This is a genomic window from Nonomuraea glycinis (assembly GCF_014646515.1).
GTDB classification, from domain to species: Bacteria; Actinomycetota; Actinomycetes; order Streptosporangiales; family Streptosporangiaceae; genus Nonomuraea; species Nonomuraea glycinis.
Genome location: NZ_BMNK01000006.1, coordinates 170,939 through 193,919, shown reverse-complemented (window position 1 = coordinate 193,919; position 22,981 = coordinate 170,939). Strand labels below are relative to the sequence as shown.

General features: G+C 70.8%; 17 protein-coding genes. 10 read left to right on the top strand and 7 right to left on the bottom strand.

The genetic code is table 11. From position 1 onward, the window contains the following. Window positions 1-215: 215 nt before the first annotated feature. On the top strand, window positions 216-1,661 hold the full coding sequence (locus IEY87_RS19150) for a carboxylesterase/lipase family protein (RefSeq protein WP_229699358.1): 1,446 nt from the start codon (window positions 216-218) through the stop codon (window positions 1,659-1,661). A 284-nt stretch (window positions 1,662-1,945) separates the two neighbouring features. Here IEY87_RS19150 and IEY87_RS19145 read toward each other — a convergent pair whose 3' ends face one another. After that, window positions 1,946-2,815: a class I SAM-dependent methyltransferase gene (locus IEY87_RS19145; protein WP_189140049.1), complete on the bottom strand. Its 870-nt coding sequence runs from the start codon at window positions 2,813-2,815 to the stop codon at window positions 1,946-1,948. A gap of 318 nt (window positions 2,816-3,133) precedes the next feature. On the opposite strand from IEY87_RS19145, the gene IEY87_RS19140 reads away from it, so the two are divergent. Further along, window positions 3,134-4,129, top strand: coding sequence for an NAD(P)/FAD-dependent oxidoreductase (locus tag IEY87_RS19140; protein ID WP_189140048.1), 996 nt, complete (start codon window positions 3,134-3,136; stop codon window positions 4,127-4,129). Between the two features lie 491 nt (window positions 4,130-4,620). Here the strand turns inward: IEY87_RS19140 and uvrB are convergent, their stop codons facing one another. Genes uvrB through IEY87_RS19120 form a run of 4 tightly spaced genes read right to left on the bottom strand, consistent with a single transcriptional unit; the run spans window position 4,621 to window position 8,778 of the window. Next, on the bottom strand, window positions 4,621-6,726 hold the full coding sequence (gene uvrB, locus IEY87_RS19135; RefSeq protein WP_189140047.1) for an excinuclease ABC subunit UvrB: 2,106 nt from the start codon (window positions 6,724-6,726) through the stop codon (window positions 4,621-4,623). A 35-nt stretch (window positions 6,727-6,761) separates the two neighbouring features. Further along, window positions 6,762-6,995, bottom strand: a complete 234-nt coding sequence (locus tag IEY87_RS19130; protein ID WP_189140046.1) for a helix-turn-helix transcriptional regulator — start codon at window positions 6,993-6,995, stop codon at window positions 6,762-6,764. Window positions 6,996-7,009: 14 nt separating this feature from the next. Beyond that, window positions 7,010-7,864 carry an ABC transporter permease gene (locus IEY87_RS19125; RefSeq protein WP_189140045.1) on the bottom strand — a complete coding sequence of 285 codons (855 nt, stop codon included), beginning with the start codon at window positions 7,862-7,864 and terminating at the stop codon, window positions 7,010-7,012. Continuing rightward, window positions 7,861-8,778 carry an ABC transporter ATP-binding protein gene (locus IEY87_RS19120; protein WP_225277479.1) on the bottom strand — a complete coding sequence of 306 codons (918 nt, stop codon included), beginning with the start codon at window positions 8,776-8,778 and terminating at the stop codon, window positions 7,861-7,863. The genes IEY87_RS19125 and IEY87_RS19120 overlap by 4 nt, the downstream gene beginning before the upstream one ends. Before the next feature lie 141 nt (window positions 8,779-8,919). Here IEY87_RS19120 and IEY87_RS19115 point away from each other — a divergent pair, with 141 nt between their 5' ends. The 7 genes from IEY87_RS19115 to IEY87_RS19085 all read left to right on the top strand — a co-directional run bounded on the left by IEY87_RS19115 (window position 8,920) and on the right by IEY87_RS19085 (window position 15,582). After that, window positions 8,920-10,521 carry an SPFH domain-containing protein gene (locus IEY87_RS19115; protein ID WP_189140044.1) on the top strand — a complete coding sequence of 534 codons (1,602 nt, stop codon included), beginning with the start codon at window positions 8,920-8,922 and terminating at the stop codon, window positions 10,519-10,521. Further along, window positions 10,518-11,747 (top strand): SPFH domain-containing protein, encoded by a 1,230-nt coding sequence (locus IEY87_RS19110; RefSeq protein WP_189140043.1) that lies wholly within the window; start codon window positions 10,518-10,520, stop codon window positions 11,745-11,747. The genes IEY87_RS19115 and IEY87_RS19110 overlap by 4 nt, the downstream gene beginning before the upstream one ends. A gap of 9 nt (window positions 11,748-11,756) precedes the next feature. Then, window positions 11,757-12,530: a sporulation protein gene (locus IEY87_RS19105; RefSeq protein WP_189140042.1), complete on the top strand. Its 774-nt coding sequence runs from the start codon at window positions 11,757-11,759 to the stop codon at window positions 12,528-12,530. 177 nt (window positions 12,531-12,707) lie between these two features. Next, complete coding sequence (locus tag IEY87_RS19100; protein ID WP_189140041.1) at window positions 12,708-13,784, top strand: hypothetical protein; 1,077 nt, start codon at window positions 12,708-12,710, stop codon at window positions 13,782-13,784. Between the two features lie 9 nt (window positions 13,785-13,793). Beyond that, window positions 13,794-14,408 (top strand): hypothetical protein, encoded by a 615-nt coding sequence (locus IEY87_RS19095; protein ID WP_189140040.1) that lies wholly within the window; start codon window positions 13,794-13,796, stop codon window positions 14,406-14,408. Window positions 14,409-14,418: 10 nt separating this feature from the next. Next, window positions 14,419-15,222, top strand: coding sequence for an inositol monophosphatase family protein (locus IEY87_RS19090; RefSeq protein ID WP_189140039.1), 804 nt, complete (start codon window positions 14,419-14,421; stop codon window positions 15,220-15,222). Window positions 15,223-15,429: 207 nt separating this feature from the next. Further along, complete coding sequence (locus tag IEY87_RS19085; protein ID WP_189140038.1) at window positions 15,430-15,582, top strand: hypothetical protein; 153 nt, start codon at window positions 15,430-15,432, stop codon at window positions 15,580-15,582. A gap of 79 nt (window positions 15,583-15,661) precedes the next feature. On the opposite strand, the gene IEY87_RS19080 is transcribed toward IEY87_RS19085, so the two are convergent. Together IEY87_RS19080 and IEY87_RS19075 are read right to left on the bottom strand one after the other, a co-directional pair. Further along, window positions 15,662-16,123 carry a hypothetical protein gene (locus tag IEY87_RS19080; RefSeq protein ID WP_189140037.1) on the bottom strand — a complete coding sequence of 154 codons (462 nt, stop codon included), beginning with the start codon at window positions 16,121-16,123 and terminating at the stop codon, window positions 15,662-15,664. 38 nt (window positions 16,124-16,161) lie between these two features. After that, on the bottom strand, window positions 16,162-17,334 hold the full coding sequence (locus IEY87_RS19075) for an ArsB/NhaD family transporter (RefSeq protein WP_225277478.1): 1,173 nt from the start codon (window positions 17,332-17,334) through the stop codon (window positions 16,162-16,164). A 57-nt stretch (window positions 17,335-17,391) separates the two neighbouring features. On the opposite strand from IEY87_RS19075, the gene IEY87_RS19070 reads away from it, so the two are divergent. Further along, the gene (locus IEY87_RS19070) at window positions 17,392-22,971 is read left to right on the top strand and encodes a WD40 domain-containing protein (protein WP_189140036.1); all 5,580 of its coding nucleotides are present in this window, start codon (window positions 17,392-17,394) and stop codon (window positions 22,969-22,971) included. Window positions 22,972-22,981 lie beyond the last annotated feature (10 nt).

The window sequence follows — 22,981 nt, the reverse complement described above, 5'->3', positions numbered from 1 at the left end:
CCGGTAGATGGCCCGCCCTGAGATGCTCGGCCGAGCAGGAACGGAGAGGAACCCGCAAAGTGGCCGTCACCGCATCCAGCAAGCCATCCGAGTCCGAGCCGGAAGTCCGCACACCGGCCGGCATTCTCCGCGGCGTCCGGGAGGCGGCCTTCCGGGGCGACCGCCAGCCGGACTCAGCGGACCTAGCGAGCTTCCTCGGTGGCCGGGAAGCAGGCTTGGCAGTCTTCCGGGGCATCCCGTTCGCCGAGCCGCCGGTCGGCGCCCATCGTTTCGCCGCGCCGCAGCCGGTGCGCGGCTGGGACGGGGTTCGCCCGGCGGTCGCGTACGGCCCGCCGCCCCCGCAGTCCGGCGTGTTCAGGACGGCCCAGGCCACCACTGGCGACGACGGCGACGACTGGTTGACGGTCAACCTCTGGACACCGGAACCGGATCCGGCGGCGGGGCTCCCGGTGATGGTGTGGATCCCCGGCGGCGGTTACGCCATGGGCGACTCCAGCCTCCCGGAGTACGACGCCGGGCACCTGGCCGGGAGCGGAGCCGTGGTCGTGACCCTCAACTACCGTCTCGGTATCGAGGGGTTCGCGCAGATCGACGGAGCCCCGGCCAACCGGGGACTGCTCGACCAGGTCGCGGCCCTGCAGTGGGTACGGGAGAACATCCGGATGTTCGGCGGCGACCCGGACCGGGTCACGATCTTCGGGCAGTCGGCGGGCGGCGGATCAGTCGCCGCGCTGCTCGCCATGCCGCGCGCCGCCGGGCTCTTCCGCCGGGCGGTCGCGCAGAGCGTACCCGGGACGTTCTTCTCCCCCGAGCTGGCCGCCGACATCGCCGCCGCCTGCGCCGCCGAGCTCGGGGTACGGCCCACGGTGTCCGGCCTGTCGGCGGTGGCCCCGGCCCGGCTGCCCGGCGCGGGCGACGCGATCTTCGCGGAGATGGTCCAGTGGCGGGAGCGCTGGGGGCAGATCACCCACCGGCCGATCCCGTTCGCACCGGTTGTCGACGGTGACGTCCTGCCGGCGACCCCTTGGCAGGCGCTGGCCGACAGCGCCGCCCAGGACGTCGAACTCCTCGTCGGGCACACGCGTGACGAGCACCGGTTGTTCAGCCTGATCGACGGCGTGCTCGGCCAGGTCACGCCCGAGCAGACCGAGACCGCCCTGCGCATGCTCGCCCCCGGCCCGGACGGTGCACGCCGCTACCGGGAGGCTTTCCCGGCCGCGACCGATGAGGAGCTGTACGAGCTGGTCAACGCGGACTGGTTGTTCCGCATGCCGAGCCTCCACCTCGCCGACGCGCAGCTCGCCGGGGGCGGCCAGGTCCACCTCTACGAACTGACCTGGCCCGCCCCGGGAATGGACGGCGCCCTCGGCGCCTGCCACGGCCTGGACGTGCCGCTCGTCTTCGGCAACCTGAGCAGCGGACGGCCCGCCATGCTGATCGGCGACCCGCCCTCCCCAGCGGCGAAGGATTTGTCCGCGCAGATCCGCAGTGCGTGGACGGCGTTCGCCGCACACGGCGACCCGGGCTGGCCTCCGTACGACACCACCCACCGCCTCGCACAGCTCTTCGACACACCGCCAACGGTCGCCCGCTACCTAGAAGAGACCTCGCGACTGCTGTGGCAGAACCACACCTTCCCAGCACTCCCACTGCTCACATAACACGCTGAGGAGATCGAGCAGGGTCCCCCTGGCCCTGGTACCAAGCGACAGGTCGAGTGACCGACGGCATCACGACCAAGAGCGAAGCGCATCTCGCCGCACCTCGAGCAGGGCAGCACGAGCAGAGGCAGCACGGGCCGGCGGCCGATCCCGGGAGATCTCGCTGCCGTTGGTCTCACCAGGAGCTAGCCACGAGGGAACGTTCCGCTGAGACCGGAGCGCTCAACAGCCCGGCCGTGCCCCTCTCCTCCGTCACGAAGGCTGGCCGGCGTGGAGATCGCGGATCAGCTGAGGCGTGCTGCCCAGACGGTGCGCTCGGTGCGTACCGAGAGGTCGTCGCGGCGCAGGATGCTGTGCGGGCCGTCCGTGTCGAGCAGCCGGTCGAGCGCGGCGAGGTCCGCGGCGGGAAGCGCTTGTGCGACGGCACCGCGGATGCGTAGCAGGCTGCTGAGCGCGTAGCGGCCGACGGCCTCGCTGCGCGAGCCTTCGATGTTCACGGCGATGGTGCGCTCGCCTTCGAGGGTGAATTGGGCGGCGGTCAGCATCGGCCCCCAGTCAGCGCCGCGGTGGGGCATGCGTTCGGCGTGGAGGTGTTCGGTCACTGCGTGGCAGCGGTCTTCCAGGCCGGGCCGGTCCTCTGGAGCGTTCTCGGGCAGGAAGCGGGGGAATCCAGCCAACTCGACGACGGCGAACAGCCCGCCGGGCGCGAGCATCCGGTGGACGTTGCGCAGCACGCGATCGGGATCGGCCATGTGGTGCATCGAGGCCGAGGCCCAGACCAGGTCCGGCGTGCCGAGGTCGGGCCAGTCGGCGGCGTCGAGGTCGGCCTGGACGGTGCGTACGCGGTCATCCACCTTCTGGGCGCACGCTTTCTTCCGCAGGCGCTGCAAATGTCCGGGCGAGGCATCGACGGCCAGGACGTGCGCCTCGGGCAAGCGGTCGAGGAGAGCGAAGGTGCCTGCTCCGGTGCCGGAACCCAGGTCCACGATATGGCGCGGGCTGCTCTTCAGGGGCAGCCAGGCGATGATGGAGTCGATGTGCTCGCTCAGGACCTCCGCGTCCAGGTCGAGGATCTCCGCCTGATCGGCGTCGTCCTGCTGGTGATGACCGTGCTGCGCGCCGTGGTCGGTAGTGTGCGGGTGTACGTGGGTCATGCCGCCACCCTAAGGCGACTTTGCCTAGATAGCATGACACCTCCCGTTATACGCAAGATGTTGCCGCCTAACGGTGCCCCACGCGCAAGACGCCCCCGTACGGCGGGCGCGTTGGCGGCGCGGGCGGCCAGCTCTTCCAGGAACCAGCCCTGTGCGACCCGCAGAGCCCGGATGTATTTGCGTACGAGGCCGTCAACGTCACCGATTTATTGCTCCATAAGCAATATCATATGCCTTTGGTGCAAGACGGACCTAGCGTCGTACACAGAAGTACAGAAGGGCCCGAAGGGCCGGGCCCTAACGACGAAAGGACGCGACATGTCTGTACGGACTTCCGCGTACGCGAGTGACGCACTGCCCGGTGAGACCGTGGACGTCGTGGTGATCGGCGGCGGCGCCGCGGGCCTGAACGGTGCCCTGATGCTGGCCCGCTCCCGCCGTTCGGTCATCGTGATCGACAGCGGGACGCCCCGCAACGCGCCTGCCGATGCCATGCACGGCTTCATCGTGCTGGACGGCACGCCGCCCACAGAGCTGCTCAAGCGCGGCCGGGAGCAGGTGCGCCAGTACGGCGGCCGGGTCGTCTTCGGAGAGGTGACCTCTGCCGAGCCGGCCGCCCCGACCCTCGACGGTGATCTGCGTTTCGAGGTCGGCCTGGCCGATGGCCGCACGGTGACGGCACGCCGCGTGCTGGTGGCCACCGGCCTGCGGGACGTACTGCCGAACGTGCCCGGTCTCGCCGAGCACTGGGGGCACGGTGTGGTGCACTGCCCGTACTGCCACGGCTGGGAGGTGCGCGACGAACCGATCGGCATCCTCGCCACCGGCCCCGCCTCGATCCACCACGCGATGCTGTTCCGCCAGCTGACCGACGATCTCGTCTACTTCACCCAGGGCACCGATCTCGACGACGATACCCGAGCGCGCTTCGCCGCCCGCGACATCCGCATCATCGACACCCCGATGCAGGAGGTCGTGACGAGCGAGGACGGCGGCATCGCGGGGGTGCGCCTGACCGACGGCACGGTCGTGGCCCGCCGCGTCCTCGCGGTCGCCACCCGGATGCGGGCCCGCACCGAGGGCCTGAACGGCTTGAAGCTGCCGATGGAGGACCTGCCCGACAACATGGGCTCCCGCTTCGCCTCCGGCATGGCCGGCACCACCGAGGTCCCAGGCGTATGGGTCGCCGGCAACGCCACAGACCTGGCCGCCCAAGTGGGCACCTCCGCCGCAGCAGGCGCCCTGGCCGCCGCCCACATCAACGCCCACCTGACCACCGCCGACACCAACACAGCCCTCACCGCCACCGCCTGACATCAACCCCATCCCAGCCCTCTGCTATCCCCGGCCACGGCGCAAGCGATGACGGACGACCCGACCCGCCACCAAAACCGCCAGCGACAGAGGCACAAGCACAAAAGCGGAAGGCGAACATCATGCCCGCTACGGAGGGCGAGCGACCGTGAGAGGTCAGCTCGTCGCTGCGGCGACCAACCCGCACGTGTGCCGGAAAGTGACGGCTTCAGCTACGGCGAGCTCCCAGCACCGGAGCCCAGCGACGTGCTTCAGCATCGGCGATGCCGGCAAACCCCGAAGCCCCAGCCCGCACCACGGCGCCCGGCAACGAGCAGGCCGGGAACAGTCGAGCGGAGGTGGGCGGGCGTTCCGGCCGACTTAAGACCGTGCCAAGTACCGCCGCACCCGCCCGAGGCCGAAGGCGAACATCACCAGACCCCAGGCAATCGCGGTCGGCCGGAACGCCCGCCCACCTCCGCGGCCACGCACCCCAAGACGCACAAAGGGGGCTACTTGACCCCAGCCTCCCGCATATCCCGCAACTCCCGCTTAAGCTCCTTGATCTCATCCCGCAACCGAGCAGCCACCTCGAACTGCAGATCAGCCGCAGCCTGATGCATCTGCTCAGTCAACGACTCGATCAAAGACTCCATCTGCGCCCGAGGCAGCTCCCCAGCGATGGCCCGAGCATGCTGCCCCGCCTTGGCCGCGAACCCAGGCACCGGCGCCTTGCCCCGAGACTGCTGCCGCCCACCCCCCATGAGCTGCTGCGTATCAGCGTCCTCCCGCTGCAACGAGTCCAGAATGTCCGCGATCTTCTTCCGCAGCGGCTGCGGATCGATCCCCCGAGCCTCGTTGTAGGCCACCTGCTTGGCCCGCCGCCGGTTGGTCTCGTCGATGGCCCGCTCCATGGACGGCGTCACCTTGTCGGCGTACATGTGCACCTGCCCGGACACGTTACGAGCCGCCCGCCCGATGGTCTGGATCAGCGAGGTCTCCGACCGCAGGAACCCTTCCTTGTCGGCGTCCAGGATGGCGACCAGCGACACCTCGGGCAGGTCGAGCCCCTCGCGCAGCAGGTTGATCCCCACCAGCACGTCGTAGTCCCCGCTCCGCAGCTCCCGCAGCAGCTCGATCCGCCGCAGCGTGTCGACCTCGCTGTGCAGGTAACGCACCCGGATGCCGAGCTCCAGAAGATAGTCCGTCAGGTCCTCCGACATCTTCTTGGTGAGCGTGGTGACCAGCACCCGCTCATCACGCTCGGCCCGCTCGCGGATCTCGTGCACCAGGTCGTCGATCTGCCCCTTGGTCGGCTTGACGACGATCTCGGGGTCGATGAGCCCGGTGGGCCGGATGACCTGCTCGACGACCTCGCCCTTGGCCCGGCCGAGCTCGTAGGGCCCGGGGGTGGCCGACAGATAGACCGTCTGCCCGATCCGCTCCAGAAACTCTTCCCACTTCAGCGGCCGGTTGTCGAGCGCCGACGGCAGCCGGAAGCCGTGGTCGACCAGGGTGCGCTTGCGGGAGGCGTCGCCTTCGTACATGGCGCCGATCTGCGGCACGGTCTGGTGGGACTCGTCGAGGACGAGCAGGAAGTCCTCGGGGAAGTAGTCGAGCAGCGTGTTGGGCGCGCTGCCGGGCGAGCGGCCGTCCATGTGCCGCGAGTAGTTCTCGATCCCGGAGCAGGTGCCGATCTGCCGCATCATCTCCAGGTCGTAGGTGGTGCGCATGCGCAGCCGCTGGGCCTCCAGCAGCTTGCCCTGCCGCTCCAGCTCCGACAGTCGCTCGGCCAGCTCGGCCTCGATCCCGGTGACGGCCGCCGTCATCCGCTCCTCGCCGGCGACGTAGTGGGAGGCGGGGAAGATGTAGAGCTCTTCGTCCTCCGTGATGACCTCGCCGGTCAGCGGGTGCATGGTGGACAGCTTCTCGATCTCGTCGCCGAACATCTCGATCCGGACGGCGAGCTCTTCGTACTTGGGGATGATCTCGATGGTGTCGCCGCGCACCCGGAAGGTGCCGCGGGTGAAGGCGAGGTCGTTGCGGGCGTACTGCATGTCGACGAGGCGGCGCAGCAGCTGGTCGCGGTCGACGTCCATGCCGACGCGCAGCCGGGCCATGCGGTCGACGTATTCCTGAGGCGTGCCGAGGCCGTAGATGCAGGAGACGGAGGCGACCACGATGGTGTCGCGGCGGGTGAGCAGCGAGTTGGTCGCCGAGTGACGCAGCCGCTCCACCTCGTCGTTGATCGAGGAGTCCTTCTCGATGTAGGTGTCGCTCTGCGGGACGTACGCCTCAGGCTGGTAGTAGTCGTAATAGGAGACGAAGTATTCGACCGCGTTGTTGGGCAGCATCTCCCGCAGCTCGTTGGCGAACTGGGCGGCGAGCGTCTTGTTGGGCTGCATGACGAGCGTGGGCCGCTGCAGCCGCTCGATGAGCCAGGCCACGCTGGCCGTCTTGCCCGTGCCCGTGGCGCCCAGCAGGACGTTGTCCTTCTCTCCGGCCAGAATGCGGCGCTCCAGCTCGGCGATGGCCGTCGGCTGGTCGCCGGAGGGAGTCATCTCGGTGACGACCTCGAAGGGCGCCACCTTCCGCTGCAAATCTGTCACCGGTCGCATCCTGCCAATGTAGGCGACCCCACCGACAGAAACCCTCAGCCGGTCCGCTCACCGATGCGGGGGAAGGGCGTGGTGGAGAAGATCACCTCGACGGGCACGTCGAAGTAGTCGGCGATGCGCAGCGCCAGGTAGAGGCTGGGGCTGTATTCGCCGCGTTCGAGGTAGCCGACGGTCTGGTAGTGCACGCCGAGGGTGTCGGCCAGCTGCCTGCGGGTGACTCCGCGTTCGGCGCGCAGCAGGGCGATGCGGTTGTAGACGGTCTCGCTCATCGTCGCCCATCTTCTCAGCCGATGCGCTGCAGTGCCCGCTCGCGGCGCGCCATCATCAGCGAGCCCGATTCGCGCCTGGCCATCCTGCGCAGGATCGGCGGCGCCAGCACGAGCCCGGCGACGGACCAGGCGAGGAGCACGCCGAGCGTCTCCAGGGGCCGCCAGGAGCCACCGAGCTCGGCGGCGGCCGCCGCGTCCGGCAGCAGCGCCGCGCGCATGCCGAGGCCGAGCCAGTAGAGCGGGAACGCCTGGGCGACGGCCTGCAGCCAGGTGGCCAGCGCGGTGATCGGATAGAAGATGCCGGAGACGCTGGAGAGCGCGCCGAACAGGAGCATCGACAGGCCCGCTGCCGCCTGCGGGCTGTTGGCCAGCGAGCCGATCACCGCGCCCCACGGCAGAGTGGCCACCAGCCCCAGCGCGGCCACCCACGCCACGGTGAGCCATGCGCCGAGTCCCGCCCCGGTCAGCTCCGGCACCAGGAACAGGCCGGCGACGAGCACGATCAGCAGGCCGGACACGGCGGCGAGCGAGAGCGACACGATCCGGCCGACGAGGTAGCCGACCATGCCCTGCGGCAGCGCCTTGGCCCGTAGCAGGGTGCCGTCCTCGCGCTCGACGGCCAGCGCGCCGACGGCTCCGGAGAGCCCGTTGAAGGCCATGCCGATGCCGAGGACGCCCGGCAGCGTGGCCGCGGCCAGGGACAGGTCGGTGCCCGGCACCTTGGCGTCGCGCTGCAAGTAGAGCACGACGACGAAGGCCGCCGTCGTGACGATGGTGAAACCGATGTCCTGCGGGTTGGTCAAGCTGTGCTTGAACTCGATCCAGCCCCTGGACAGCCCCAGCCGGGCCGCGTACGACGTCGGGTTCATCCTTCCTCCTTCTTCAGGATGGCCATGTAGGTGTCCTCCAGCGTGGCGCGCCGTACCTCGAGGTCGTCGATCTCCTCGCCGTACTGCGCGAACAGGCCGCGTACGAAGCCGGTGGCGTCGTCGGTGGCGTGCACGAAGTGCTCGCCGGCGCGGCTCCAGCGGACCTGCGCGTCGCGGGAGACCTCGCGGGACAGGCGGTCGGCGCTGCCGTCGGCGATGATCCGGCCACCGGTCAGGATGAGGATCCGGTCGGCGAGCTTCTCGGCCTCGTCCAGGTCGTGGGTGGTGAGCAGGATGGTGGTGTCGTCGAGGTCCGACAGCCGGTGCACGAGGTCGTGGAAGTCGCGGCGGGCCTGCGGGTCGAAGCCCGCGGTCGGCTCGTCGAGGAAGAGCACCTCGGGGCGGCCGACGATGCCGATGGCGACGTCGAGGCGGCGGCGCTGGCCGCCGGAGAGCCGGTTGACGCGCCGGCCGGCCTGCTCGGTGAGGCCGACGGCCTCGATGAGCTCGCCGGTGTCGAGGGGGCGGGGCCGGCTCGCGGTGGAATAGGGGGTGTAGTAGCGGCCCAGGTGATCGAGGAGCTGGTGCACGGGCCAGCGGCCGTGGTCGCGCCAGGACTGCAGGACGACGCCCAGCCTGGCCCGCCACCGCTCGTCGCCCTTCGCCGGGTCGGTGCCGAGCACCCGCACGCGCCCGGCGGAGGGCATGCGGAAGCCTTCGAGGATCTCGATCGTGGTGGTCTTGCCCGCGCCGTTGGGGCCGAGCAGCGCGATCACCTCGCCGGGGGCCACGCTGAAGTCGACGCCGCGCAGCACCTCCAGTGGTCCGTAGCTCATGTGCAATCCGCTGACTTCGAGCGCGCTGCCGGCGTTGGTCACATTGGTGTCTCCATCCAGAGCCCTGGTGACGCTCATGACCCCCTCCTTGTAGTAGATCTACTACATTGATAGCACAGCTACTACGAATGGCAACAGTGCTGCGATATTCCGGTGCAAGCGAACATTAAGTCGCACCCGATACGGTCGAATCCGCCTGAAGCGGAAGAGGAAGGTGCGATGTCACGACCAAGAGAGGCCCTTATCCAGGCAGGCCAGGGCGTAGCCCAGGCGGTCGTCCAGGGAGGCAACGTCCGGCAGGCCGTGGGGCAGGCGATCGGCCAGGCCGGGCAGCAGCTCGGACAGCAGGCGCAGGGTTTCGCGCTCAATCCCCATGACTTCGCCGCCGCCCGCGACGGCGGTGTGTCGATCGGCACCCAGATCGAGGCGCGCACCGCATCGCTGAACGACGCCGGCGAGATCGTCAACCGCAGCTTCGCCGAGAACGGCATGCACGTCATCTCGCCGGTGGTGATCCCCAAGGGCAACGTGGCGAAGGTGGTCCTGCAGCTGGGCGTGCTGGTCGTGCTCGGCCTGATCGGCGCGCTCGGCAACGTCATCCCCAACACCGAGCTGTTCTTCGGGCCCCACTACTGGATCGTGCTCGTGCTGGCCGCCGTGTTCCTGTGGTGGCGGCGCAGCGTGGTCATGGTGCCCGAGGGCTGCAAGGCGCTGATCACCAAGTTCGGCAAGATGGTGCAGATCGCGGAGCCGGGCCGGGTGACGCTGTTCAACCCGTGGAAGCGGGTCAGCTACATCGTCAACACCACCCGCGAATACCCGTTCAACGCCCCCATCAGCGAGGCGCCGACCCAGCAGGGCGTCAAGGCGAGCGTCGACCTGTTCCTGCAGTTCAGGATCGAGAACCCGGCCGAGTTCATCTTCGTGCTCGGCTCGGTGAGCGGCTTCCAGTCCAAGCTCCAGAACGCCATCAGCGAGGTCACCCGGTCCCTGATCTACGCCCAGCGGGCCGAGGACATCTACGACCTGGTGGGCGAGAGCACCCTCGGCATGCTGGACAACCTCAACCAGCAGTTCCTGCCCGCCGTACGGCTCACGGACGTGAACATCACCCACGCCGAGCCGTCCAGCCAGGAGTACCGCATGGACCTGGCCGCCCCCGAGATGGTGCGGGTGGCCAAGGAGGCCTACACCTACGAGTACGAGCTGCAGCTGCGCAAGGAGCAGAACGAGGGCGACCTGGTCAAGGAGCTCGCCGGGCTGCAGGAGACGCTGAGCGGGATCCAGGCGGAGATCGCCGGCTATCAGGCGCGCATGGACACCGCCCTGGAGCGGGCCAGCCACCAGGCCACCGCGCAGGCCAGGCAGCGCCTGGTCGAGGCCGAGTCCTCGGCCAAGGCCAACTCGGCCCTGCTGGAGGCGCAGGCGCTCGACATCCGGGCGCTCAGCGCCGCCGAGGCGCCGGAGATCCTCGACTACCGCTTCCAGCAGGATCTGCTGGACAAGCTGGAATCGGTCTCGGCCCGGCTGCCCCAGGTGGTGCAGGTGGGCGAGCAGACCGACATCGACTTCCTGGCACTGGCCCAGCAGCTCATCGGCGGCAAGGGCGCGGCCCTGTTCTCGCCTGAGGACATGGCCACCATCCAGTCCAGGCTGTCGGCGATCGGCGCCCGCGTCTCGGGCCGCCAGGCGGAGATCGACGCGCTGCTCCAGCAGGTCGCGGAAGAGGTCAACGAGGCGCCTGACGCCGACATCGTCACCGTGTCCGCCCCCGCCGAGGGCCGGCACCACACGCAGAGCATCGAGGGTGAGGTCCGATGAGCCGCCAGTTCTCGAAGATCAAGGAGTCGGTGGCCTCCTGGTCCGACATCCGCCAGCTCCTGCGCGGCGGCGAGCAGGGCCAGCTCGTGCCCGTCGTGATCCCCAAGGACCGGCGCGGGTTCGCCTGGATGACCCTGGTCTTCATCGCCATCTACTGCGCCGGGATGGCCGTGCTCACCGACGCGACCGTCGTGGCCGCGCTGGCGGCGGTGTTCTTCCTGGTCGTCGGGCTGATCTGGATGTGGCGCAGGGCGATCATCGAGATCGAGGAGGGCACCACGGGGGTGCACAGCCACTGGGGCGCCATCACCGGCACGCTGTCCCCCGGCCGGCACTACCTCTGGCTGCCGTGGGACCGGGTGGACGCGGTGGTCGACACCTCCACCGAGATCCCTTACTCGGCGCCGATCGTGGCCTGCCCCACGGCCGAGAACGTGCCGCTGAAGTCGATCGAGTTCTTCCTGAAGTTCCGTATCGTGGACCCCGTGGCGTTCGTGCGCACGATCGGGGCCGGCAACTTCGACCTGGTGCTGTCGAGCGCCGTACAGGACGCGATCAGGCAGCGCAGCCGCCGGGTCAACACCGAGCGGGCCTACGACCTGCGCGGCTCCGACGTCGGCGACATGCAGGACGCGCTCAACCGCCAGCTCGGCCGCTACGGCGTGCGCATCACCGGTGCCAACATCCCCGACCTGCAGCTGCCCGACACCTATCAGGCGCACCTGTCCACCCGCGAGAAGGTGGCCAAGGAGCTGTCGGCCTACGAGCGCGAGTGGGAGCTGACCCGCAAGCGCCGCATCGACACGCTGCTGATGGAGATCGAGCGTTCCAAGAAGACCAGGGACGCCCGCGTCGTGGAGGTCAAGGCCGCCCACAACACCGCGCGCAAGGACGTGGCGCGGATGCTGGAGGAGCAGGCGACCGAGGCGCAGCGGGTGCGCTGGGAGATCGAGGCGCGCGGCCGCGCCGAGCTCACCTCCGCCGAGAACGAGGCCAAGGCCCTGCGCAGGCTGGCCGCCTCCTACCGGGACAACCGGGCCGTGCTGCAGTACGAGCTGGCCCGCAGGCGCCTCGACGTGGGCGCCAAGCTCGCGGAGAACGCTCCCCAGCCGCTGGTGGTCCGCACCCAGGCGGGCACCGGCGACTCCGCGCTCTCCACCCTGTTGCTGGCCCAGCTGCTCCCCCGCATCTCGGCCGGCGCGAACGGCCAGGCACCGACCTCATAGGGAGAACTCATGGTGTTCCGCAAACTGATGGCCGCGTTCGGCGCGGGTGTCGAAGTCGACACGGTGCTGACCAACGCCACCGTGCGCCCCGGTGAGCCGCTGCGCGGGGTGGTCAACTTCAAGGGCGGCGGCTCCGACGCCAAGGTGGAGGGCATCTTCATCGACCTCACCGCGGTGGTCGAGGTCGAGTCCGGCGACAACGAGTACAAGACGACCTACAGCTTCCTGCGCCAGCAGGTGGCGGGCTCGTTCCAGCTGGCCTCCGGCGCGCAGCACGCGCAGCCGTTCCAGATCCCCGTCCCGTGGGAGACGCCGATCAGCGCGATCGCCGGGCAGCCGCTGCGCGGCATGCGGCTGGGCGTGCACACCGAGCTGGCGCTGGCCGGCGCCCTGGACAAGGGTGACCTCGACCCGTTGTTCGTCGCGCCGCTGCCGGCGCAGGAGCAGATCATCGCCGCGCTGGACCGGCTGGGCTTCCAGTTCAAGAAGGCCGACCTCGAACGCGGCACGCTGCGCGGCTCGACGATGCCGTTCTTCCAGGAGATCGAGTATTACGCGGGCGGCCGGTGGCGCAGCCACTTCAACGAGCTGGAGCTGACCTTCATCACCGGGCCGCACCAGGTGGACGTCATCCTGGAGGCCGACAAGCGGGGCGGTTTCCTGTCCTCCGGCCACGACGCCTACAACCGCTTCACCGTACGGCACAACGAACACCCCGGCGCGGCCGAGCAGGCGCTGCAGAGCGGCCTGGAGCAGATGGCGCGTAAGCGCGGCTGGTTCTAGCCGGAGCGACGGACGGGCGGCGACGAGCGGAAGCTCGCCGCCGCCCGTCCGCGTCGCCAAGCCGGCACAAGCCCTCAAGGGGTACGACACCCGCGCCTTTTAACCTGCTAGCCGCTGGCATGACGTGGTCGTTACCATGACCAGGGGACTGACTGATCGTCGGATGCGGGGCGAGCGATGGCACGGTTGGTAGGGGCGCTCAAGCAGGTCGCCCCGTGGGCGGCGCAGAACGCCGATGTGGCGATCGCGCTGGCGCTGGCCATCGTCGTGGGCGTGCTCGGCATCATGCCCGAGGAGATGTTCGCCGCCGATCCGGAGCAGGGCGCCAAGGTCCAGGCCAAGTTCGTCACCGCCGCCACGCTGGTGATCCTCGCGCTGGTGGCCACCGCGCTGCTGCGCGACCGGGCCCGGCAGGCCCCCGTCGAGGAGAGCATCACCTCCGGCGCGCTCGCCCAGCTCCCGGTGCGGCTGCAGCGCCTGGAGCAGATCGAGCACCTGGTCACCGGCACCCGCAAGGCCCTGGACGCGCTGCAGCTCGTCAGGGTGCTCGGCAGCCGGCAGGAGATCGCCCAGGCGCACGCCGACGCGCGCAAGGACACCGCCCGGTGGAGCTTCAAGGGCGGCACCGGCACCTACCTGCGCGCCGTCACCCTGCCGCTGTGCGTGGCCGCCGCCCGCCGCGACAAACGCCACCTGACCGTACGGATCGAGGTCATCGACCCGGCGGACACCGAGGTCTGCGAGACCTACGCCCACTACCGCCGATCGCTGTCCGACCTGCCGGACGGCACCGGCGAGACGTGGACGACCGACCGGGTCAGGAAGGAGTCCTACGCCACGATCCTGGCCGCGTTCTGGCACCGGCAGCGCTACGGGCTGCTGGACATCGGCGTCGGCCTGTCCGCCACGATGACCACCTTCCGCTGGGACCTGTCGAGCACCCGCCTGATCATGACGGTGGAGGATCCGAACCGGGCGATGACGGCGCTGGCCGACACCTTCTACTACGAGAACTGCGACACCGAGCTGCGCCTCAGCTTCGAGCAGGCGCGGCGGGTGCCGCTGGAGACGTACAAACGGGTGCCGCTCAGTGACGAGCCCACCATCGAGGAGGTGCAGGAGCTGTTCGAGCGGATCGGGACACCGCTGCCCAAGTCCTACAACGGGCGGGACGTGGTGGACATCGCCAGGAAGGCGCTGCGCGCCATGGATCCCTACGGTGAGCCGGCCGTTCACGGGCGAGACGGGACGTAAGGACACGGCATGAGCTACCAGGGCGTCTACGAGCAGATCGTCCAGGGCCGGGCCGGCGCCTGGGCGCTGGCGGCCCTGTCCGGCGAGGTGCGAGCCGTACGCCATCCGCTCGGATTCGTCTGCCTGCCGCTGGAGCGAGACGGCGGCGAGGGGGTATGTATCCACCTGTGGTCGGATTCGTTCGCCCCGGCGCGCAGCACCACCTCGCAGATCCACTGCCACAGCTGGGATCTGGTCAGCCACGTGCTGTACGGCCAGGTGCGCAACGTGCACGCGGTGGTCACGGACGCGGAGCTGGACGCGACGCACCGCGTGTTCGAGGTCGTCAGCGGCGTCGACGGCGACCGCATCTCTCCCACCCGCCGCACCGTGCGGCAGGCCACCGGGGTGGTGGAGTCGTTCGGGCCCGGCGACCTCTACACCCTGCCGGCCGACCGCTTCCACAGCAGCGTCGTGCCGGAGGGCGGCGAGGCCGCCACGATCGCGCTCGGGCGGGGCCACCCGGGCAGCCACGACCTGTCACTCGGCCCGCTCGGCGCGGGCGATCACCACGTGTCGAGGCGGCCGCTCGACGCCGAGGAGACGGCGCTCGCCGTACGCCTGATCACCGCCCATGTGAGCTGAGGGATGCCCGATGGATCTGGATCACGCTCGCGCGCTCGCCGTGGACGCCGCCGAGGCGGCGGGGAAGCTGCTCCTGGACGGCACCAGGCAGCCGATCGGCGTCCGCCCCAAGGGCGGCTCGGGGGACGTGGTGACCGATCTGGACCTGGCCTCGGAGAAGCTGCTGCTGGAGCGGATCCTCGCGGTCTACCCGTCCCATACGGTCATCGCCGAGGAGTCGGGGCTGCTGGGCGTCTCGGGCGCCGAGTGGACCTGGCTGATCGATCCGCTCGACGGCACCAACAACGTGGCGATCGGCCTGCCCGCCTACGTCGTGGGCCTGGCCCTGTGCCGGGCGGGCCGGCCGATGCTGGGCGTGGTGCACGACCCGGTGTCGGCGCAGACGTGGTCGGCGGTCCGCGGCCGTGGCGCGCTGGCGTCCCCGGGCGCGCGGATGGCCGCCCGCCACCGGCCCTCGTCCCATGGTCCACTGCTCGCTTGGACCCAGGGGTATGCTGTGACCAGGGACGACACAAAGGTGCGCGAGATGAGGCACGCGCTGGAGCTCGGCTCCCGGCGAGTGCTGCAGCTGTGGGCGCCGCTGCTGTCGTGGGCCATGCTGGCACGTGGAGACATCGACGGCATGGTCGGCTACCAGGCCGAGGCCGTGGACCTGCCCGCGGGCGCGCTGATCGCGCAGGAGGCCGGCATCGAGATCCGGGCGCTGGACGGCGGGCCCTTCGAGGACAACATCGAGGGCACGGTCGAGGACCGCAGCTTCGTGGCGGCCCACCCGGAGGCCATCCAGGCCCTGCTGTCCCTTGTCCATCGATGAATCACTGAAGATATGCGCATGGCCCGGCGGCGAAGAGCGCTTCCCGCCCGGTCCGACGTCTGTACCAGAGGGTGCGGAAAGGAGAAACACCATGTCGGCGTTGCTGACGGATCCGACCATGGAGCTGAGTGTGACCGAGTCGGCGACGGTGCTCTCCGCCTCGTCGCATCCTGGAGCCGGCGTGCCGCGCCCGCCGCTGGAGGCGGCATGAGCGGCGAGCGCGCCTCCCGGTGGGCGCATCCGTGGTTCGCAGCGGTGGTCGGTCCCCGGCCGTCGGAGGAGGAGCCGGCCGAGGAGGCCGAGGACAGCGCCCCGAACCGGCGCCGGTCGGCACGGTCCATGACGATCCGCCGCCGCTGAGCGGCGGCTCCTTGAGCAGGTGCCCGCCCGCGCCGAGCAGCGGCCACTTGAGCAGGTGCTCGACCGCGCCGGACGGCGGCTACTTGAGCATGTACTTGCACGACCCCTTGCCCGAGGCGACCTTCTCGCCGTCCACGATGATCCGGCAGGGGGCCGGCTTGAACTGGCCGTTGGCGGCCCGGACCGACCCCGCCACGATCGAGACCAGGCGGCCCACTTCCTGCTCGGCGCCGGTGAGCTCGATCTGGGCGGTCCTGGACCAGGGCAGCTTGGCCTCGTTCTCGACGCCGCTCTCGTCCGCGTTGTACATGATCGGCTGAGCGGCCTTCCCCTTGCCGAGGACTTCGAGCTTGACCAGCCGGACCGCCTTCGGCGGGATCACCGAGACGGTGGCGGACGGCTCGGCCGACGCCTTGGCCGACGCGCTGGGGGGCACGATCGAGGACGCGGTCGTCACGGTGCCGCCGCCGCTGCAGGCGGTCAGCCCGACGGCGGCCAGGAGGACAAGACCGAAACATCTGTTCAGAGGTGATTTGGCCATGGTGACCATTCTCCTCTAGATCAACCGGCGACGAGCCCTCAACCGAAGGTGACCAGGGCCCAGGTCGTCGCCGCCAGGCCCACGACGGCCAGGCCGGCACCGGTGAGCAGGAAGCGGCGCATCGGCACCTTGACGTCGTGGCGGCGGCACGACTCGAACCAGAGCAGCGTCGCCAGCGACGCCCACGGCGTGATGACCGGGCCCACGTTGGCGCCGACGAGCAGGGCGAGAAGCTGACCTCGGTCGTCGGCCGGGATGACCTCCTCGACGGCCTTGAAGGCGGGCAGATTGTTGAGCAGATTGGACAGCCCGGCCCCGACGGCGGCCGTGCGGTACGGGTCCCGCTCGACGCCGAGGAGCCAGCCCATCAGGTCGGCCAGACCGTACCTGCTGAGCGTGGGCACCACCAGGAACAGGCCGGTCACGAAGATGAGCAGCTGCCACGGCACCAGCCGCCAGGTCAGCCGCCCGCGGTCGCGCACCGCGAAGGCGACCACCACGATGAGCGCCGCCACCGTCGCCGCCGTCCACACCTCCACCCCCGCCAGCAGCGCGCCGATGAACAGCAGGCAGGCGGCCGAGGCGGCGCCGAACAGCACCCGGTCGGCGATCGGCTCCAGCAGCGGGGGCGTGTAGCGCGCCTCGCGCCGCTCGCCCCTGCGCCAGAAGAAGGCCCACAGGAACGCCATGGTGACCATGATCGCGACGGCCTGCGGGGCCCACATCCGGGCCGCGAACTCCAGCGGCGACAGGTCGATGGCCTCCATGGCCAGCAAGTTCGTCAGGTTGGACACCGGCAGCAGCAGGCTCGCGGTGTTGGCGAACCAGATGGTGGTCATGGCCAGCGGCAGGGCGGCGATGCGGGCCTTGGGGGCCAGGGCCAGCATGACCGGCGTGAGCAGCACCGCCGTCGTATCCAAGTTCAGAAAAATCGTGATAAATGACGCGAAGGCCGTACAGAGGAGAAAAAGGGCGACGTAGTTGCCGCGGCCGAGGACCGCCATCCTGGCCGCGATCACGTCGAAGACCTGCGCCTCCTTGGTGAGCTCCGCCAGCACGATGATCCCCACCAGGAACACCAGCAACGGCCCGATCTCGCCCATGCTCTCCCGGGCGACCGGCAGCGGGAGCAGCCCGGTGGCCACGAAGACCAGACCGAGCACGAGCAGCCCGACCCTGATCCAGTCGAGCACGCCAAGACGCCGCAACACCCGACGATGATCGCACACGGCATGCGAAACGCCGACCCCACGGGCGATACTGAGGGAATGGCACGTGACGGAAGGCCGACACAGATCTTCGTCAGCTACTCCCCCGCCGACACGGCCTGGGCGACATGGATCGCCTGGGAGCTGGAGGCGGCCGGCTACCGCACGATGATCCAGGCGTGGGACTTCGTCCCCGGCACCAACTTCATCGACTTCATGGACCGCGGCGTCAGCGAGGCGCAGCTCGTCGTGGCGGTGCTCTCGCGCAACTACCTGAGCTCCCGCTACGGCCGGATGGAGTGGCAGGCGGCGATGCGCGCCGACCCCGACGCCCCGTCGAACAAGCTGGTCACCATCAGGCTGGAGGACGTCCGGCTCGAAGGGCTGCTGTCCACGATCACCTGGGTGGACCTGCTGGGCGTGACCGATCCGGGGCACGCCAGGGCGCTGCTGCTCGGCCGGGTCAGGGAGGCGCTGAACGGCCGGGCCAAGCCCGAGGCCGCGCCCACGTTCCCGACCGGCTCGGACCTGCCCGCCCCGCCGCCGACGCTGCCGCCGCCCGGCGGCGGCAGCGGAGTGCGCACCCGCCGCAGTCCGGTGAGCGCGCCGAAGTTCCCGCCCGCCGCCGCCCCGCACGCCCGGCGTGACTCCCTCAGCGTGCTGCACCTGGCCGGCCCCCGGTTCGGGCGGGGGCTGCCGGACCCGGGCGAGCCGTTCACCCCCGAGGACATCCAGGCCCGGATCTGGGCCGACCTCACCGCCATGTACGACAGGGGCACGCCCCGGCCCGACCTCATCGTGGCCAGCGGCGACCTGACCGAGTCCGGCAGCCTGCGGCAGTTCGGGCAGGCCACCCGGTTCGTCACCGACCTGCGGCTGCTGCTCGGGCTGGAGCCGCACCGGCTGGTGATCGTGCCGGGCCCGCGCGACGTCACCAAGGCCGCGGCCAGCGCCTACTTCCTCACCTGCGAGGCCGACGACGTCAGCCCGCAGCCGCCCTACTGGCCCAAGTGGCGGCATTTCGCCGGCCTGTTCGGCGAGGTCTATCAGGGGCTCGACGACCGGGTGTTCGACGTCGGGCAGCCGTGGACCGTGTTCGAGGTGCCCGACCTGAAGGTGGTCGTTGCCGGGCTCAACTCGACGATGGCGATGAGCCACCTGGAGCGCGACGCCTACGCCATGCTCGGTGAGGGACAGGCCGCCTGGTTCGCCGAGCGGCTGCGGCCCTACGAGGAGCAGGGCTGGCTGCGCCTGGGCGCCATCGGGCACCCGCCCGCCGCGCTGCACGACGCGCCGGCCTTCGAACGGCTCCTGGCCCACCGGCTCAACCTGCTCTTCCAGGGGTCCGGCGACCCCGCCGCGGGGGCCGTCACCGCGCCCCGCCGCCACCAGGTCATCGAGATCACCCCCGAGGGGATCCGCACCTGGCTGCCCGACGGCGGCGCGCCCGCCCGGGTCCGGCACGTCTGGCGGGCCGCCCGCGCCACCTTCACCGGCGAGACGCCCGCCGGCCCGCCCCCCGGTGGCGGCTCGGCCCCGGGGCAGGACCGGCGCCAGCCCACCCCGGTCGAGCTGCTGCTCGACCGGATCACCGAGGTCTGCGAGGCCAGGCACGAGCGGGCCAGGATCCGCCGCATGCCCGGCCATCTGGTGGTCACCCACCCCGACGACGGGTTCGTCCGCCAGCTGATGATCGGCGCGCACGCGGGCGAGCTCACCGCCGAGGACGCCGCCGAGTTCGTCCGGCAGGCGCACGCGAGCGAGCTGGCGGCGGAGCTGGTCTACCAGGGGCCGCCGCCGTCGCGCACGCTGCGCGAGGACCTCATGCGCAGGGGGGTGCGGCTGCGCAGCTTCACCGAGTTCCAGGGCCTGCTCGACCTGTCCGGCTACGCCGCCGAGCAGACGGCCAGGCTAACCACCGACCGCCGCTACCCGCCCGCGCTGTACGTCCCGCAGCGTTACCGCGAGCTCGACCGGCCCGGCCACCAGATCAGAGAAGGGCTCACCGACGAGCTGATGCGGCTGCTGGCCACCGACCACGGCAGGTTCCTGCTGCTGCTCGGCGACTTCGGGCACGGCAAGACGTTCGCGCTGCGCGAGCTGGCCAGGCGCATCCCGGCCGAGCTGCCGCACCTGACGCCCGTCCTCATCGAGCTGCGCGCCCTGGACAAGGCGCACTCGGTGGACGGGCTGGTGGCCGCGCACCTGGCCAACCACGGCGAGGAGCTCATCGACCTCAAGGCCTTCCGCTACCTGCTCAGGCAGGGCCGGATCGTGCTGCTGTTCGACGGTTTCGACGAGCTCGTCACCCGGCTCACCTACGACCGGGCGGCCGACCACCTGGCGACGTTACTGGCCGCGGCGGAGGACAAGGCGAAGATCGTGGTCGCCAGCCGTACCCAGCACTTCAAGTCGCACAGTCAGGTGCTGACCTCGCTCGGCGAGATGGTGGGCGTGCTGCCGCAACGGCGGGTGCTGGGCCTGGAGGACTTCACCCACGACCAGATCCGCTCCTACCTCGCCAACCGGTTCGATGACGGTGACGAGGCCGCCGCCCGGATGTCGCTGATGGAGGGCATCAGGGACCTGCTGGCCCTGGCCCAGAACCCGCGGATGCTGAGCTTCATCGCCGACCTCGACGCCGACCGGCTGCGCACGGTGGCCCAGGCACGGCACACGATCAGCCCCGCGCTGCTGTACGAAGAGATCCTGCAGTCCTGGCTGGCCTTCGAGGAGCGGCGGGTCAAGGTGCCGGGGTCGCCCGCCACCCTGTCCACCGCGGAGCTGTGGCAGGTGGTGACGGCGCTGGCGCTGCGGCTGTGGGACTCCGGCGAGTCACTGCTCGGTGTGGACGAGCTGACCGAGATCGCCGAGACGCTGGCCGATCTGGCCAGCGGCCAGCTCTCGGCCGCGCACACCGCCTACGCGATGGGGTCGGGCAGCCTGCTGGTGCGGACCGAGGAGGGGATGTTCGGGTTCATTCACTCCTCGGTGATGGAGTGGCTGATCGCCAGGCATGTGGCGGCGACGATCGACGCGCCCGTGGCGCTGTCGCGCCGGCCGCTGTCGGCGCTGACCGTCGAGTTCCTGTGCGACCTGGCCGACGTGCGGGCGCTGCGGGCGTGGGTGGCCGATCCGCCCGCCGACGACGTGTCCCGCGCGAACGCCGTGAAGATCGCGGCCCGGCTGCGCACCCCCGCCCGGGCCGACCTGCGCGGCGCGAACCTGAAGGGCGAGGACCTGTCGGCCAGGGATCTGCAGGAGGTGGACCTGACCGGGGCCGACCTGACCGACGCGACCCTCGCGGGCACCAACCTGTCCAGGGCGGTCCTGCGGGACGCCAAGCTGGTCGGGGCGCGGCTCGACGGCGCCGTGCTCACCGGCGCCGACCTGGGTGGCGCCGACCTGTCCGGGGCACGGCTGGCGCGCACGGACCTGAGCGACGTGTCGGCCGAGGGCGCCCGGTGGCACCGCGCCACCCTGATCAACGTGACCGGCACGCCGCCGCACCTGCCGGGCGCCGCCGTGGTGCCGGGTCACCCGGTCGAGACGCAGCTCGCGCCCGCCGCGATCGGCGTGCCGTACGGATACAACTTCCACACCAGCCGCCTGCCCGAGCCGATCGCCTACAGTCCGGACGGCTCGACCATCGCGATCGGCAACGAGGACGGCGGCGTGCTGCTGTGCGTCGGCGGGCTGCCGGTGCGCACCCTGCAGGGGCACACCGGCCGCGTCTACTCCGTCTCGTTCGCCGGTGACCTGCTGGCGACCGGCGCGAGCGACGGCCTCGTCATGCTGTGGGACCCCCTCACCGGCGTGCGGCTGCGCGCCCTGACCGGCCACCGCGACGGCGTCTGGCCGGTACGGTTCAGCCCTTCGGGAGAGCTGCTCGCGGCGGGCGGCGGCGACGGCGTGGTCCGGGTCTGGAACACCGCCACCGGCGACCTGCTGCACGAGCTGACCGGTCACCAGGCGCCCATCTACACGGCCTCCTTCCACGGGAACGTGCTGGCGACCGGCGACGCGGCGGGCATGCTGCGCATCTGGAGCCTGTCCACCGGCGAGCTGGCCAGGACCATGGACGACCACCGCGGCCCCGTCTACCGCGCCGTGCACAGCCCGGACGGCTCGGTGCTGGCCACCGGCGACGGAGCGGGCACGCTGCGGGTGTGGGACACCGCCACCTGGACGCGGCGGCACGCGCTGACCGGCCTGCGGGGCAGCATCTACTGCGTCACGTTCTCGCCCGACGGCTCACTGCTGGCCACCGGCGACACCTCCGGCGACGTGCGGCTGTGGGACTCCTCGGGCGAGTTCCGCGGCCTGCACACCACCCACGCCGCCGCCGTCTACCAGGTGGCCTTCTCCCCCGACGGCCGTACGCTGGCCACCGGCGACTCCGCCGGCGTGGTGCGGCTGCAGACGGTCGGCGGGCCGCAGCGCGTCGAGCTGAGCGGTCACCGCAGCTCGGTGTGGCCGTTCGCGTGGCGGCCCGACAGCGAGCAGCTCGCCACCAGCAGCAACGACGGCACGGTCCGGCTGTGGGACCCGGAGTCGGGCCAGTGCCAGCGCGTGCAGCGCGGGCACGGCAGGCGCATCACCTCGGTCCGCTTCAGCGCCAACGGCTCCATGCTGGCGACCAGCGGCAACGACGGCGTCGTGCGCGTGTGGGAGGCCCGCACCGGGCGACGGCTGCGCGAGTTCACCGGCCAGGCCGACCGGCTGATCTCCGCGCTGTTCTCCCCCGCCGGGCCGGTGCTGGCGACCTCCAGCAACGACGGCGGCGTGCACTTCTGGAACGCCACCACCGGCGACTACGAGCGCGAGCTCAACGCCGAAACCGACCACGTGTGGGCGGAGGCGTTCAGCCCCGACGGCACCAAACTGGCCACGGCCAACGACGACGACAGCGTGCGGATCTGGTGGCGGGCGACGGGCCGGCTGGTCGCCAGCCTCACCGACCACCGCGGCCGGGTCCGCTCGATCGCCTTCAGCCCGGACGGCCGCTACGTCGCCACCGGCTGCGACGACCGGCTGGTACGGATCTGGCACGTGGACTCCGGCGGCCGGGTGGCGACCCTGGAGGGGCACTCCGACCGGGTCTACTCGGTGGTGTTCTCGCCCTCGGGCGACCTGCTGGCGAGCGCCGGCAACGACGGCCAGGCCAGGCTGTGGGAGTTGCGGCCGGGCCAGCCCTGGCAGCCGCTGCTGCGGCACACCTTCGACGGTGGCGCGAGACGGCTGTGGACGGTCGACTTCAACGCCGCCGGCGACCGCATCGCCACCGGCGGCGACGACGCCGTGGTGCGGGTGTGGGACACCACCTCCGGCAGGCTGCTGCGCGCGCTCCCCGGTCATGCGCGGCGCGTCTGGTCGGTCGCCTTCAGTCCCTCCTCGGACCTGCTGGCCAGCGCGGGCGACGACGGCGTGGTGATCCTCTGGGAGGGATCGGATCGCCGGATGACCCTGCTCGGGCTGCCGGAGGGCTGGGCGGCGCTGGCGCCGGACGGCCGATACAAGGTCCAAGGGGAGACGGCGGGGCAGTTCTGGCATGTCATCGGCATGTCGCGGTTCGAGCTGGGTGAGCTGGACGCGCACCTGCCCGGGGTCCGCCAGGTGCCCCTCGACGCACCGTTCTAGCCGGGACATC

What these genes read in the sequence shown, in the direction of transcription:
- IEY87_RS19145 (WP_189140049.1), bottom strand. Translation starts at nt 2,815, where the DNA reads ATGACCCACGTACACCCGCACACTACCGACCACGGCGCGCAGCACGGT.
- IEY87_RS19140 (WP_189140048.1), top strand. Translation starts at nt 3,134, where the DNA reads ATGTCTGTACGGACTTCCGCGTACGCGAGTGACGCACTGCCCGGTGAG.
- uvrB (WP_189140047.1), bottom strand. Translation starts at nt 6,726, where the DNA reads ATGCGACCGGTGACAGATTTGCAGCGGAAGGTGGCGCCCTTCGAGGTC.
- IEY87_RS19130 (WP_189140046.1), bottom strand. Translation starts at nt 6,995, where the DNA reads ATGAGCGAGACCGTCTACAACCGCATCGCCCTGCTGCGCGCCGAACGC.
- IEY87_RS19125 (WP_189140045.1), bottom strand. Translation starts at nt 7,864, where the DNA reads ATGAACCCGACGTCGTACGCGGCCCGGCTGGGGCTGTCCAGGGGCTGG.
- IEY87_RS19120 (WP_225277479.1), bottom strand. Translation starts at nt 8,778, where the DNA reads ATGAGCGTCACCAGGGCTCTGGATGGAGACACCAATGTGACCAACGCC.
- IEY87_RS19115 (WP_189140044.1), top strand. Translation starts at nt 8,920, where the DNA reads ATGTCACGACCAAGAGAGGCCCTTATCCAGGCAGGCCAGGGCGTAGCC.
- IEY87_RS19110 (WP_189140043.1), top strand. Translation starts at nt 10,518, where the DNA reads ATGAGCCGCCAGTTCTCGAAGATCAAGGAGTCGGTGGCCTCCTGGTCC.
- IEY87_RS19105 (WP_189140042.1), top strand. Translation starts at nt 11,757, where the DNA reads ATGGTGTTCCGCAAACTGATGGCCGCGTTCGGCGCGGGTGTCGAAGTC.
- IEY87_RS19100 (WP_189140041.1), top strand. Translation starts at nt 12,708, where the DNA reads ATGGCACGGTTGGTAGGGGCGCTCAAGCAGGTCGCCCCGTGGGCGGCG.
- IEY87_RS19095 (WP_189140040.1), top strand. Translation starts at nt 13,794, where the DNA reads ATGAGCTACCAGGGCGTCTACGAGCAGATCGTCCAGGGCCGGGCCGGC.
- IEY87_RS19090 (WP_189140039.1), top strand. Translation starts at nt 14,419, where the DNA reads ATGGATCTGGATCACGCTCGCGCGCTCGCCGTGGACGCCGCCGAGGCG.
- IEY87_RS19085 (WP_189140038.1), top strand. Translation starts at nt 15,430, where the DNA reads ATGAGCGGCGAGCGCGCCTCCCGGTGGGCGCATCCGTGGTTCGCAGCG.
- IEY87_RS19080 (WP_189140037.1), bottom strand. Translation starts at nt 16,123, where the DNA reads ATGGCCAAATCACCTCTGAACAGATGTTTCGGTCTTGTCCTCCTGGCC.
- IEY87_RS19070 (WP_189140036.1), top strand. Translation starts at nt 17,392, where the DNA reads ATGGCACGTGACGGAAGGCCGACACAGATCTTCGTCAGCTACTCCCCC.